This window comes from Streptomyces sp. NPDC007872, from assembly GCF_042868165.1.
GTDB lineage: Bacteria > Actinomycetota > Actinomycetes > Streptomycetales > Streptomycetaceae > Streptomyces.
Genome location: NZ_JBIAEA010000007.1, coordinates 307471 through 320726, shown reverse-complemented (window position 1 = coordinate 320726; position 13256 = coordinate 307471). Strand labels below are relative to the sequence as shown.

9 protein-coding genes are annotated in these 13256 nt (G+C 74.1%); 7 read left to right on the top strand and 2 right to left on the bottom strand.

Annotated features, from left to right (window positions below; translation table 11 throughout):
• Window positions 1–175: 175 nt before the first annotated feature.
• A complete protein-coding gene (locus ACFYNX_RS25355) occupies window positions 176–1234 on the bottom strand; it encodes an Rv2578c family radical SAM protein (protein ID WP_388664362.1) in 1059 nt (352 codons plus the stop codon).
• A gap of 147 nt (window positions 1235–1381) precedes the next feature.
• Here ACFYNX_RS25355 and ACFYNX_RS25350 point away from each other — a divergent pair, with 147 nt between their 5' ends.
• Both ACFYNX_RS25350 and ACFYNX_RS25345 read left to right on the top strand, forming a co-directional pair.
• Entirely contained in the window at window positions 1382–1825 is a 444-nt protein-coding gene (locus ACFYNX_RS25350; protein ID WP_388664360.1) for an SRPBCC family protein, read from the top strand.
• A 278-nt stretch (window positions 1826–2103) separates the two neighbouring features.
• Complete coding sequence (locus tag ACFYNX_RS25345) at window positions 2104–4587, top strand: MFS transporter (protein ID WP_388664358.1); 2484 nt, start codon at window positions 2104–2106, stop codon at window positions 4585–4587.
• A 73-nt stretch (window positions 4588–4660) separates the two neighbouring features.
• On the opposite strand, the gene ACFYNX_RS25340 is transcribed toward ACFYNX_RS25345, so the two are convergent.
• Entirely contained in the window at window positions 4661–5860 is a 1200-nt protein-coding gene (locus ACFYNX_RS25340) for a hypothetical protein (RefSeq protein ID WP_388664356.1), read from the bottom strand.
• Window positions 5861–6041: 181 nt separating this feature from the next.
• Here ACFYNX_RS25340 and ACFYNX_RS25335 point away from each other — a divergent pair, with 181 nt between their 5' ends.
• From ACFYNX_RS25335 to ACFYNX_RS25315, 5 genes are all read left to right on the top strand, one after another.
• Window positions 6042–6875, top strand: coding sequence for a M55 family metallopeptidase (locus ACFYNX_RS25335; RefSeq protein ID WP_365540388.1), 834 nt, complete (start codon window positions 6042–6044; stop codon window positions 6873–6875).
• Window positions 6868–8202: a M20/M25/M40 family metallo-hydrolase gene (locus tag ACFYNX_RS25330; RefSeq protein WP_388664353.1), complete on the top strand. Its 1335-nt coding sequence runs from the start codon at window positions 6868–6870 to the stop codon at window positions 8200–8202. The genes ACFYNX_RS25335 and ACFYNX_RS25330 overlap by 8 nt, the downstream gene beginning before the upstream one ends.
• 69 nt (window positions 8203–8271) lie before the next feature.
• The gene (locus tag ACFYNX_RS25325) at window positions 8272–10269 is read left to right on the top strand and encodes an LpqB family beta-propeller domain-containing protein (RefSeq protein ID WP_388664351.1); all 1998 of its coding nucleotides are present in this window, start codon (window positions 8272–8274) and stop codon (window positions 10267–10269) included.
• Window positions 10266–11225 (top strand): LD-carboxypeptidase, encoded by a 960-nt coding sequence (locus ACFYNX_RS25320; protein ID WP_388664349.1) that lies wholly within the window; start codon window positions 10266–10268, stop codon window positions 11223–11225. Before ACFYNX_RS25325 ends, ACFYNX_RS25320 begins: the two co-directional genes overlap by 4 nt.
• A 225-nt stretch (window positions 11226–11450) precedes the next feature.
• Window positions 11451–13226 (top strand): CocE/NonD family hydrolase, encoded by a 1776-nt coding sequence (locus tag ACFYNX_RS25315; protein WP_388664347.1) that lies wholly within the window; start codon window positions 11451–11453, stop codon window positions 13224–13226.
• Window positions 13227–13256: the final 30 nt, after the last annotated feature.

Genomic DNA, 13256 nt, shown 5'->3' with positions numbered 1-13256 from the left:
GGACCCGTTCCGCCCGGAGTTGACCCGAAAGGAGGGGATCGGACGGCGCGTCAGACGGGCCGGTCCGATGATCCGCCCGGCCGCCGGAGGTCTCGGTCCCCGGGACGCGGAGGTCTCCGTTTCCGGGTCTCGGGGTCTCGGGATCTCGGGGTCTCGGGGTCTCGGTTCCCGGGGCTCAGAGGAAGGTGAGCTGCTCCGGGTCGGTCGCCGCGTCCGGCTCCTCCGGCAGGGCGATCCGGCGCGTCCCGTCCCGCCCCGCGGGGCCGATGCCGAACTCGGCCGCGAACTCGTGCACCTGACGGGTGATCCGGCGCTGGTACCAGGTCGGCGCGTAGGCCCCGTCCGCGTACATCCGCTCGTACCGCCGCACCAGACCCGGGTGGTGGCGCCCCAGCCACTCGGCGAACCACTCGCGGGCGCCCGGCCGCAGGTGCAGGACGAGCGGGGTGACCGAGCTCGCCCCGGCCTCGGCCACCGCCCGGACCGTCGCGCGCAACTGCTCGGGCCGGTCGCTCAGGAAGGGCACCACGGGGGCCATCAGGACCCCGCAGTCGATGCCGTTCCGGACGAGCGCGCGGACGACGTCGAGGCGGCTCTGCGGGGAGGGCGCGCCGGGCTCGACCGTGCGCCACAGTTCCCGGTCGGTGAAGCCGACGGAGACGGAGACGCCGACCTCGGTGACCCGGGCCGCCTGGGTCAGCAGCGCCAGGTCGCGGAGGACCAGGGTGCCCTTGGTGAGGATCGAGAAGGGGTTGGCGCGGTCGCGCAGGGCGGTGAGGATGCCCGGCATCAGGCCGTACCGCCCCTCCGCCCGCTGGTAGCAGTCGACGTTGGTGCCCACGGCGATGTGCGCGCCCTGCCAGCGGGGGGAGGCGAGCTGGCGGGCGAGCAGTTCCGGGGCGTTGACCTTGACCACGATCTGGGAGTCGAAGCCGAGGCCGGTGTCGAGGTCGAGGTAGGCGTGGGACCTGCGGGCGAAGCAGTACACGCACGCGTGCGTGCAGCCCCGGTAGGGGTTGACCGTCCATTCGAACGGCATCCGGGAGGCGCCGGGGACCCGGTTCAGGATCGACCGGGCCCGTACCTCGTGGAAGGTGACGCCCCGGAACTCGGGCGTGTCGAAGGTCCGGGTGGTGACCGCGTCCGTGCCGAACAGGGCGAGGTCGGCGGGGGCGGAGGGGATGGGGGAGGCGGAGGGGTTCGCAGGGGTTTCACCCAGGTTGTCCCAGCGCATGGACGCCTCCTCGATCGCTCGGATCCGGCCGTTCGCTCAGAATAGAACACTTGTTCCCTTGATCGTCGCAACCCGGATTTCGCGCCCCGCGGCGCACGTGGTTCGCTTGGCCCGCAACCCCGACCAACCACGAGCTGGAGGAAGTCAATGGCGCAGGTCGAGGCCACGACGGAACGGATCATCGCCGCGGACGCCGAGACGGTGTTCGACGCCCTCGCCGACTACAGCGGCACGCGCGCGAAGCTGCTCCCCGAGCAGTTCAGCGAGTACGAGGTGCGCGAGGGCGGCGACGGCGAGGGCACCCTCGTCCACTGGAAGCTCCAGGCCACCAGCAAGCGCGTCCGCGACTGCCTCCTGGAGGTCAGCGAGCCCACCGACGGGCAGCTCGTCGAGAAGGACCGCAACTCCTCCATGGTCACCACCTGGACCGTCACCCCCGCCGGCGAGGGCACGTCCCGCACCGTCGTCAGCACGGTCTGGAACGGCGCCGGCGGCGTCGGCGGCTTCTTCGAGAAGACCTTCGCGCCCAAGGGGCTCGGCCGGATCTACGACCTCGTCCTCGCCAGGCTCGCGACCGAGGTCGAGAAGTAGGTCCGGGGCGGAACGGACAACGCCCGGAGCGCGAGAAGCAACGCCCGGAGCGTTCACCGGTTCGAGTGGATCGCCCGCGCCTCCCGTGACCGCGCCCGCGCGCGCCGGGGGCGCGGGCCCTCTCGTAAACGCGCTGATGAGCGACCCAAGTGCGCCGTCCCGCCGGGCCGTTCACCGCCCCGGGCGCCGCTGACCCCCGTACCGCCCGACTTGCTCCCCCTTCGCGCCCAATGCGAAGAATGGCGCGGCGCAGACGCCGTGACGAGGGGAGCAGGCACGTGGGTGCGGTCACCGTGGTGAAGAACACCGGGAACGCTGCGGATGCCGCGAGTGTCGGCGGTGCCGGAGGTGCGGAGCCGTTCGCCCCGTCCGACGGGCCCACGCCGCCACCCGGCCCCGGCTCCGGACCGACCCCCCTCGACCCCCGCCGCGTCCGGCTCGTCTTCCTCGGCCTCATGCTCGCGCTGCTCCTCGCCGCGCTGGAGCAGATGATCGTCGCCACCGCCCTGCCGAAGATCGTCGGCGAACTCCAGGGCCTGGACCGGATGTCCTGGGCGATCACCGCCTACCTGCTGACCTCCACCATCGGCCTGCCGGTCTACGGCAAGCTCGGCGACCTCCTCGGCCGCAAGGGCGTCTTCCTCTTCGCCATCATCGTCTTCGTCATCGGCTCCGGACTCGCCGGCTGGTCCCGGACGATGGACCAGCTCATCGCCTTCCGCGCCGTCCAGGGCATCGGCGCGGGCGGCCTCATGATCGGCGTCCAGGCGATCATCGCCGACATCGTCCCGCCCCGCGAACGCGGCCGGTACATGGGCATGATCGGCGCCGCCTTCGGCCTCGCCTCCGTCGCCGGACCGCTGCTCGGCGGCTTCTTCACCGACCACGTCTCCTGGCGCTGGTGCTTCTACTTCAACGTGCCCTTCGGGCTCGTCACCCTCGCCGTCGTCGCCACCGTCCTCAAGCTCCCCAAGCCCGCCGCACGCGCGCGCTTCGACGTCCTCGGCGCCCTGCTCCTCGCCGCCGCCTCCACCTGCCTGGTGCTGCTGACCAGTTGGGGCGGCACCGAGTACGCCTGGGACTCCCGGGTCGTCCTCGCCCTCGCCTGCGGCGCCGCCGGAACCACCCTGCTCTTCCTGGTCGTCGAGCACTTCGCGCCCGAACCCCTCATCCCGCTCCGGCTCTTCCGCGACTCCGTCTTCACCGTCACCGCCCTCGTCGGCGCCGTCGTCGGCATCGCGCTCTTCGGCGCCGCCAGCTACCTGCCCAGCTTCCTCCAGATGGTCGAGGGCGCCACCGCCACCGAGTCCGGCCTCCTGATGCTCCCCCTCATGGGCGGCATCGTCGTCGCCTCCGTCGTCTCGGGCCAGCTCATCAGCCGCACCGGCCGCTACAAGGCCTACCCGCTGGCCGGCGGGGCGCTCGCCGCCCTCGGCATGTGGCTGCTCTCCCACATGGGCACCGACACCCCGCGCCTCCAGCACAGCCTCTGGCAGGCCGTCCTCGGCACCGGCATCGGCCTGGTCATGCCGGTGCTCGTGCTCGCCGTGCAGAACTCCGTGCGCCCCGCCGACCTCGGCACCGCCACCAGCGCCCACACCTACTTCCGCCAGATCGGCGGCAGCGTCGGCGCCGCGATCTTCGGCACCCTCTTCGCCTCCCGGCTCGACGACGCCCTCGGCGACCGGCTCGCCGGCGTCCTGCCGCGGGACGGCTCCGCCGCCCCGCTCCCGGCCGAGTCGATCACCCCGCAGACGGTGCACACCCTGCCGCCCGCCCTGCGCGACGCGTACGTGCAGGCGTACGCGGACGCGATGCCGCGCATCTTCCTCTACCTCGTGCCGGTCCTCGTGCTCGGCCTCGTCCTCGCCTTCTTCCTCAAGGAGAAACCGCTGGTGTCCCACCACACCCCCACCGCCGAGGCCGCGGACTTCGCCACCCAGGCGGTCCCGCACGCCCGGCACGCCGCTCCCGAGCCCGCTCCGGCCGCCGCCCCGCCGCACTCGGGACTCCCGGTCTGCGGCACGGTCCAGCACCACGACGGCAGCCGGGTCCCCCGGGCCGCCCTCACCCTCATCGACGTCCAGGGGCGGCAGGTCGGCCGCGGCGCGAGCGGCGAGGACGGCCGGTACGCGCTGAGCGTGCCCGGCGGCGGCGCCTACGTCCTGATCGCGGCGGCCGGCGGACACCAGCCGCAGGCCGTCTCCGTCACCGTCGGGGACCGCCCGGTGGAGCTCGACGTCGTCCTCGGCGGCGCGGGCCGGCTCGCGGGCAGCGTCGTCACCGCCGACGGCACGCCCGTGCGGGACGCGGCCGTCACCCTCACCGACGTGCGCGGCGAGGTCGTCGCCTCCACCCGCAGCAGCCGCGAGGGCGGGTACGTCATCACCGAACTGGTCGCGGGCGAGTACACGCTCGCCGCCAGCGCCCCCGCCTTCCGGCCCGCCGCGCTCCCGGTGAGCGTCCAGGCCTCCCGCGAGACCCGCCAGGACATCGAGCTCGCGGGCGGGGCCGTGCTGCGCGGAACGGTGCGGGCGGGCGGCGGGCGTGCCGTCGAGGACGCCCGGGTCACCCTGCTCGACGCGGCCGGGAACGTCGTCGACACCCTCACCACCGGGGCCGACGGCACCTTCCGCTTCATCGACCTGTCCTCCGGCGAGTACACGGTCATCGCCGCCGGGTACCCGCCCGTCGCCACCGTCCTCCAGGTGGCCGGCGGGGGCCGCACGGAGCGCGACCTCCAGCTCGGCCACCAGGACTGAGGCCCCCCTTCCGGAGATCCCCGCGAGGGGCTCAGGAGGCGGAGGTGCTCCCTCCCGTGGACCCGCGAGAGCCTCAGGAGGCGGTCGACGCCCTGCGCAGCGCGCTGATGCAGGAGCCGATCGCCTCCTGGAGGGCTTCGAGGCGCTGGAGCATGTCGTCCTCGAAGACCTCCTCCTCCAGGACCTCGTCGAGCGTCAGCTCCTCGAAGACCTTCGTCGCCCTCTGCAGGCTGCTGTAGAACTTCGTCCGCCGCTCCTGGACCCGCAGCGCCGGGTCCTCCTCGACGGCCTTGGCGACGAGCCCCTTGACCGTGTCGTACGCCTCGCCGGCCCACTCGCCGGCCTCCTCCGAGTCGTCGAGCTCGTCGAGGAGCGACAGGTGCCGCTCGGCCTCCGCCCGCAGCTCGGGCGGCGCCTCCACGGTCTGCCCGGCGGGCGTCTTGATCTGCCCCTTCTCCACGATCTGCCGGACGTACCCGATGCGGTCGGCCGCCTTCGCCTCGCTCGCCACCGCCTTCTTCAGGTCGTCGGTGCGCACGAACGCGCGGGCCATCTCCGTCTGGAGGGCCGGGTCCTCCTTCATCCGGTCGAGCAGCGCGCCGCGCGCCGCCTCCGCCGTCCCGGGGTCGGCGAGGATCGCCGCGCGCAGCGCCGTCGGGTTCTCCGCGACCTCCAGGGCCTTCGTCGGCCGGATGCCCTCGGCCTCGGCCACCGCGCTGATCGCCTGACCGCGCACCGAGCCGGCGCTGTTGCGGGAGGAGTAGTACGAGATCCAGACGTCGGCGTCGGGCAGCTCGACGTCCTCGCCGGGGACCAGCACCTCGAACTGCGGGACCAGGCCGTCGTCGGCCGCCATGTCCCAGGCCTTGTAGTGGCGCATGACCCGCTCGGGCGAGCACCCCGCGAGTTCCGCGAACGCCTTCGCGGAGACCTTCCTGCGGGCCTCCCACTCGGCGGCCTGACCGCCGGGCCGCACGCTCCGCGCCACCTTGAGCGCGAAGGCCCAGCCGCCGGTACGGGCGTAGACGCCGAAGTCGTGGGCGTCGCGGACGACGACGGGGTCGACCTCTCCGGGGTCCTGATCCTCTTCCTCCCGTTCCTCTCGTTCCCCTTCCTCCCGGCCCTCTTCCTCCCGGTCCCCGGTGTGCTGCGCGTCGTGCTCGTCCCGGGGCTCCGGGGCCGGGGGCTCCCAGAACTCGGGCTCCTCCGCCATGACGGGCCCGGCGGCCCCTTCGGCGGACGCGGTTTCGGACGGGGTGAAGGCGATGGTCACCGGGGTTCTCCGAGGGTTGGGTACGACAACTGCGACCGACAGCCTATACAGGCCTCTTGGCGATGTTTCGTCCGTTTCGGGACCTCGCCGGTCCGCCGTCCGGCCCGTGCCGTCGGTCCGTGGCACCGGTGGTTTTCCACAGGGGTGGTACGGCCGCCGGGCGGCGCGTACGGTGCCAGGCATGAAGATCCTCATCAGCGCCGACATGGAGGGCGCGACCGGCGTGACCTGGCCCGCCGACGTGCTGCCCGGCACGCCGCAGTGGGAGCGGTGCCGCGCGATGTTCACGTCCGACGTGAACGCGGCGGTGCTCGGGTTCTTCGACGGCGGCGCCGACGAGGTCCTGATCAACGAGGCGCACTGGAGCATGCGGAACCTGCTCCTGGAGCGGCTCGACGAGCGGGCCGAGATGCTCACCGGCCGGCACAAGTCCCTCTCCATGGTCGAGGGCGTCCAGCACGGCGACGTCGACGGCGTCGCCTTCGTCGGCTACCACACGGGCGCGGGCGCCGAGGGGGTCCTCGCCCACACCTACCTGGCCAACTCCATCACCGGCGTCTGGCTCGACGGCGAGCGGGCGAGCGAGGGCCTGCTCAACGCCCGGGTGGCCGCGGAGTACGGCGTCCCCGTCGTCCTCGTCACCGGCGACGACCTGACCTGCGAGGACGCCCTCGGCTACGCCCCCGAGGCCCCCAAGGTCGCCGTCAAGGACCACGTCTCGCGGTACGCGGCGGTGTGCCGGACCCCGGCCAGGACCGCCGCCGACATCCGGGCCGCGGCGAAGGCCGCCGCCGCGCTCGCCGTGCGGTGCGAACCGGTCCGGGGCGGCCCCTTCACCGTGGAGGTCGAGTTCGACGCCGAGCACCTGGGCGCCGCCGCCACGGTGGTTCCCGGCGTGGCGCGGAGCGGGGAGCGGCGCGTCGCGTACACGAGCGGGACGATGTACGAGGCAATCCGTACGTTCAAGGCGGTCACGACCATCGTCTCCGCCGCGGTGGAGGAGCAGTATGGCTGAGGAGGTCCGGGAACCGGACGCGACGGCGCTCGACGAGGTGGTCACCTTCACCTCGGAGCTCATCCACATCGACACCACCAACCGGGGCGGCGGCGACTGCCGCGAGCGCCCCGCCGCCGAGTACGTCGCCGAGCGGCTCGCCGCCGCCGGGATCGAGCCCGCCCTCCTGGAGCGGACCACCGGCCGCACCAACGTCGTGGCGCGCATCCCCGGCACCGACCCCACGGCCCCCGCGCTCCTGGTCCACGGCCACCTGGACGTGGTGCCCGCCGACCCCTCCGAGTGGACCGTCCACCCCTTCTCCGGCGAGGTCCGGGACGGCCTCGTGTGGGGGCGCGGCGCCGTCGACATGAAGAACATGGACGCGATGGTCCTGGCCGTCGTCCGCTTTTGGGCCCGGCAGGGCGTCCGGCCGCGCCGGGACGTCGTCCTCGCCTACACCGCCGACGAGGAGGACAGCGCCGCCGACGGCTCCGGCTTCCTCGCCGACCGCCACGCGGCCCTCTTCGAGGGCTGTACGGAGGGCATCAGCGAGTCCGGGGCGTTCAGCTTCCACCCGGAGCCCGGCACCACCCTCTACCCGATCGCGGCGGGGGAGCGGGGCACCGCCTGGCTCAAGCTCACCGCCCACGGCCGCGCCGGCCACGGCTCCAAGGTGAACACGGCCAACGCCGTCACCCGCCTCGCCGCCGCCGTCGCCCGGATCGGCGCCCACACCTGGCCGGTCCGGCTCACCACCACCGTCCGCGCCGCCCTCACCGAACTGGCCGCGCTGTACGGGATCGAGGTCGACACCCACGCCCCCGACTTCGACACCGACCTCATTCTCGACAAGCTCGGCCCCGCCGCCGCCCTCGTCGCGCCGACCGTCCGCAACAGCGCCAACCCGACCATGCTGGAGGCCGGCTACAAGGTCAACGTCATCCCGGGCGCCGCCGTCGCGTACGTGGACGGGCGGACGCTGCCGGGCGCCGAGGAGGAGTTCGCCGAGACGATGGACCGGCTCACCGGGCCGGACGTGGAGTGGGAGTTCCACCACCGCGAGGTGCCCCTGGAGGCCCCCGTCGACTCCCCGACCTTCGCCAAGCTGCGGGCCGCCGTCGAGCGCTTCGACCCGGACGGGCACGTCGTGCCGTTCACCATGTCCGGCGGCACCGACGCCAAGCAGTTCTCCCGGCTCGGCATCACCGGCTACGGCTTCTCGCCGCTGAAGCTGCCCCCGGGCCTCGACTACGCGGCGCTCTTCCACGGCGTCGACGAGCGCGTCCCCGTGGACGCCCTCCACTTCGGGGTCCGGGTGCTCGACCACTATCTGAAGACCGCCTAGGGCACGCAGAGCGTCCGGGACACGTAGGACACGAGGGGGAACGAACCTGTGACAGGGGGAGCGGAGACCATGAACACGGCCGCCTACGGAAGCTGGCCCTCGCCCGTCGACGCGGCTCTCACCGCCGCGCACGACGGACGGCCCGAGTATCCGGGCGCCGTCGGCGACGAGCTGTGGTGGATCGCGCCCCGGCCCGCCGAGGGCGGCCGCCGGGCCCTCGTGCGACGGCGCGCCGACGGCACGGAGGAGACCGTACTGCCCGCCCCGTGGAACGTCCGCAACCGGGTCCTCGAATACGGCGGACGGCCCTGGACGGCGGCCGACCGCCCCGGGGACGGACCGCTCGTGGTGTTCTGCCACTTCCCCGACCAGCGGCTGTACGCGTACGAGCCCGACGCCGGGCCCGGCGCGGAGCCCCGGCCGCTCACCCCCGTCTCCGCCGTCGGCGGCGGACTGCGCTGGGCCGACCCGGTGGTCCACCCGGACCGGGGCGAGGTGTGGTGCGTCCTGGAGGAGTTCACCGGGCCCGCGCCGACCGACGTGCGCCGGGTGCCCGTCGCCGTGCCGCTCGACGGCTCCGCCGCCGGGGACCGCACGGCCGTGCGCGAACTCACCGGCGAACGGCACCGGTTCGTGACCGGCCCCCGGCTCTCCCCGGACGGGGCCCGGGCGGCCTGGATCGGCTGGGACCACCCCCGGATGCCGTGGGACGGCACCGAGGTCCTGCTCGCCGAGGTCGCCCCCGACGGCACCTTCCGGGACGCCAGGACCGTCGCCGGCGGACCGGCCGAGTCGATCCCGCAGGTCGACTGGGACGCGGCGGGCCGGCTGCTCCTCGTCAGCGACCGCACCGGCTGGTGGAACCTCTACCGGGCCGCGGTCGGCGACGACGGCGCCCTGTCCGAACCGGTCGCGCTCTGCCCCCGCTCCGAGGAGTTCGGCGGCCCGCTCTGGAAGATCGGACTCACCTGGTTCGCGCCCCTGGAGAACGGGCTCGTCGCCGTCGTCCACGGCACGGGCACCACCTCCCTCGGCATCCTCGACCCCGAGCGCGGCGAGCTCGTCGACGCCGTCGGCCCCTGGACCGAGTGGGCGCCCTCCCTCGCCGTCCACGGCACCCGGGTGGTCGGCGTCGCCGCCGGACCGTACAGCTCCTACGAACTCGTCGAGCTCGACACCCGCACCGGCCGCGCCCGGGTGGTCGGCGCCGCGCACACCGACGCCGTCGACCCCGCGTACTACCCCGAGCCCCGGGTCCGCACCTTCACCGGGCCCGGCGGCCGGGAGATCCACGCCCAGCTCTACCCGCCCCGCCACCCCGGCTTCACCGGCCCCGCCGGAGAGCTGCCGCCCTACGTGATCCGTGCCCACGGCGGGCCCACCGGGCACGACCCGCTCGTCCTCGACCTGGAGATCGCCTACTTCACCTCGCGGGGCATCGGCGTCGCCGAGGTCAACTACGGCGGCTCGACCGGCTACGGCCGGGAGTACCGGGAGCGGCTGCGCGAGCAGTGGGGCGTCGTCGACGTGGAGGACTGCGCGGCCGTCGCGACGGCGCTCGCCGCCGAGGGCACGGCCGACCCGGCGCGGCTCGCCGTGCGCGGCGGCAGCGCGGGCGGCTGGACGACCGCCGCCTCCCTCACCGGCACGGACGTGTACGCCTGCGGCACGATCCTCTACCCCGTCCTGGACCTGCGGGGCTGGGCCACCGACGAGACCCACGACTTCGAGTCCCAGTACCTCCACGGCCTGATCGGCCCCTTCGACCGGGTCCCGGGCCGTTACAAGGAGCGCTCGCCCATCGAGCACGTCGACCGGATCACGGCCCCGTTCCTGCTACTCCAGGGACTCGACGACGTCATCTGCCCGCCCGCGCAGGCCGAGCGCTTCCTCTCCCGCACGGCCGGCCGGGGCGTCCCGCACGCCTACCTCGCCTTCGCGGGGGAGGGCCACGGCTTCCGCGGGGCCGACACCCTGGTCCGCGCCCTGGAGGCCGAACTGTCGCTGTACGCCACGGTGTTCGGCTTCGACCGTACGGACGTCCCGGCCCTGGAGTACCGCACGTGACCGGCCGCGCGGCGCGGGAGCCGCTCGCCGTCGGACCCCTGGAGCGGCCCGCCCGGCTCCGGCCCGGGGCGCGGGTCGCCGTCGTCGCCCCCAGTGGACCCGTCCCCGAGGAGCGGCTGCGGGCGGGGCTCGACGTGCTGCGCGGCTGGGACCTGGAGCCGGTGGTCGCCCCGCACGCCCTGGGCGTCCACCCCGCCCTCGGGCACCTCGCCGGGGCGGACCGGGCGCGGGCCCGGGACCTGACCGAGGCCTGGTGCGACCCCTCGGTCTCCGCCGTGATCTGCGCGCGCGGGGGGTACGGGGCCCAGCGCATGGTGGACCTGGTCGACTGGACGGCGGTCCGGGCGGCCGGACCCAAGGTCTTCGTCGGCTACAGCGACGTCACCGCCCTGCACGAGGCCTTCGCCGTCCGCGCGGGCTTCGCCACCCTGCACGGACCGATGACCGCGGCGGGCACCTTCCTGTCGGACCCGCGTACGCGGGAGTCGCTGCGGGCCACCCTGTTCGCACCCGAGTCGGTACGGACCCTGGGCCTGGAGACGGCGCGGCCGCTGGTGCCGGGCCGCGCCCGGGGCGTGACCCTCGGCGGCTGCGTCAGCCTCCTCGCCGCCGACCTCGGCACCCCGCACGCCCGGCCCTCCGCGCGCGGAGGGCTGCTCGTCCTGGAGGACGTGGGGGAGGAGCCGTACCGTCTCGACCGGATCCTCACCCAACTCCTGCGCTCCGGCTGGCTCGACGGGGTCGCGGGCGTCGCGCTCGGCTCCTGGGAGGAGTGCGGGCCGTACGAGGAGGTGCGGGCGGTGCTCGCCGACCGGCTCGGCGGCCTCGGGGTGCCGGTCGTGGAGGAACTGGGCTTCGGACACGGCCCAACCGCCCTCACCGTGCCGCTCGGGATACCGGCGGTGCTCGACGCGGACGCGGGGACGCTCACCCTGGACGTACCGGCGCTGCGCTGAGGAGCGGAGACCCTCCGCGGACCACAGCTCCCCCACGGCCCGCGGCCCCCGTGGGCCGCCCGTCTTCACGGACCGCCCGCCTTCACTGAATCTCCGTCAACAACCTTTGACGCGCGCGTTGACGGCCCTGTGAGGCGTGCCACACGATGGGCGCGCTGCCCTGGTACTGACCAGTCGGTACGTACCCGTGGGTCGCCCGGTGTCGTCCTCAGCGTGGAGGTCCCTGTGTCCCGTGCCGTGCCCCGGCCCCGCAAGCTCCTCGCCCTCGCGGCCGCTGCGGCCGCGCTGGCCGCGCCCCTCGCCCTCGCGGCCCCGGCCGGGGCCGCCCCCGCCGGGGAGGTCGGCACGTACACCGTCACCCCGCTGAAGTTCACCGTCGAGGCGGGCGGCCGGAGGTGCGCGGTCGACGCCGACCTCTACCGGCCGGCCGGCGTGGACGCCGAGCACCCCGCGCCCGCCGTCCTCGCCACCAACGGCTTCGGCGGGAGCAAGAGCGACGGCTCCACCGACGCCATCGGCAGGGCCTTCGCCGAGCGCGGCTACGTCGGCCTCGTCTACTCGGGCCTCGGCTTCGGGAAGACCGGCTGCCTGATCTCCCTGGACGACCCGGAGACCGACGGCCGGGCCGCCTCCCGGCTCGTCGACTTCCTCGCGGGCACCCGGGCCGCCGACGACGGCACCCGCGTCGACTTCGTCACCCGGGACGGCGCGGACGACCCGCGCGTGGGCATGGTCGGCGGCTCGTACGGCGGCGCCGTGCAGCTCGCCACCGCCTCCGTCGACCCGCGCCTCGACGCCCTCGTCCCCCTCATCACCTGGAACGACCTGGCGTACTCGCTCTCCCCCAACGCCGCCGACCGCGCCACCCCCGGCGTCTTCAAGTGGCAGTGGGCGAACGGCTTCTACCTCATGGGCGAAGGACAGCCGCTGCTCGTCCCCTCCCTCGACCCCAGCCGGATCAACGCGCTCGGCTGCCTGCACTTCACCACCGACGCCTGCGAGACCGTACGGCTCCTCAACTCCGGCCGCCTGCCCGGGGCCGCGACCGCGAAGATGCTCGCCTACGCCCGCAGCGTCTCCCCGGTCTCCTACCTCGACCGGGTCACGGCGCCCACTCTGATCGTCCAGGGCCAGTCCGACACCCTCTTCAACCTCAACGAGGCGCGGGCCACCTACGACCGGCTCCGCGAGCGGGGCGTCGACACCCGCATGATCTGGCAGTCCTGGGGCCACAGCGGAGGGCAGAAACCGGGCGAACTCGACCTCGGGAACCCGGAGGGGAGCTACGTCGGACAGCGGATCCTCGCCTGGTTCGACCGGTACCTGCGGAAGGACGCGGCCGCGGACACCGGCCCCGCCTTCGCCTGGTACCGCGAAGGCGAGGACGGCTACGGCACCGCCGACGAGGTCCCGGCCCTCAGCCAGGAGCTGTACCTCTCCGGGAACGGCAAGCTCGTCGACGACCGCGCGAAGGTGGCCCGGGGCTCCCGCACGTACACCAACTGGCTCGTCCCGACGAGCCACTCGGAGTCCTCGCTCGCCGGCGTGATCGGACTGCCCGACCCCCGGCCGTACGACACCCCCGGCACCCACCTCGGCTGGACCAGCGCGCCACTGACCGCCCCCGTCGACCTGGTCGGCGCCCCGAAGGCCACCCTGAGGGTCGTCTCCCCGGCGACCGAGCGGGTCCAGGACTCCGGCGACGCCGCCGACAAGCTCGTCCTCTTCGCCAAGCTCTACGACGTCGCGCCCGACGGCACGAAGACCCTGGTCAACCGGCTCGTCGCGCCGGTCCGCGTACCGGACGTCACCCGCCCGTTCACGGTCGAACTGCCGGGCATCGTCCACCGCTACGAGACCGGTCACCGACTGGAGTTCGTGATCGCGGCGAGCGACACGGCGTACTCCGGCAACCGCGGGATCAAGCCGGTGACCGTCGTCAGCGCCCCCGGGTCGACGGGCACGCTCTCCCTGCCCCTGGTGCGGGGGAGGGTGGGCTGAGGACTTCCCCCAAGTCGCCCGTGCCGTCCG

Excerpts from the sequence above, each read along its gene's own strand:
- ACFYNX_RS25335 (WP_365540388.1), top strand. The coding sequence starts at position 6,042 with ATGAAGATCCTCATCAGCGCCGACATGGAGGGCGCGACCGGCGTGACC.
- ACFYNX_RS25355 (WP_388664362.1), bottom strand. The coding sequence starts at position 1,234 with ATGCGCTGGGACAACCTGGGTGAAACCCCTGCGAACCCCTCCGCCTCC.
- ACFYNX_RS25330 (WP_388664353.1), top strand. The coding sequence starts at position 6,868 with ATGGCTGAGGAGGTCCGGGAACCGGACGCGACGGCGCTCGACGAGGTG.
- ACFYNX_RS25350 (WP_388664360.1), top strand. The coding sequence starts at position 1,382 with ATGGCGCAGGTCGAGGCCACGACGGAACGGATCATCGCCGCGGACGCC.
- ACFYNX_RS25325 (WP_388664351.1), top strand. The coding sequence starts at position 8,272 with ATGAACACGGCCGCCTACGGAAGCTGGCCCTCGCCCGTCGACGCGGCT.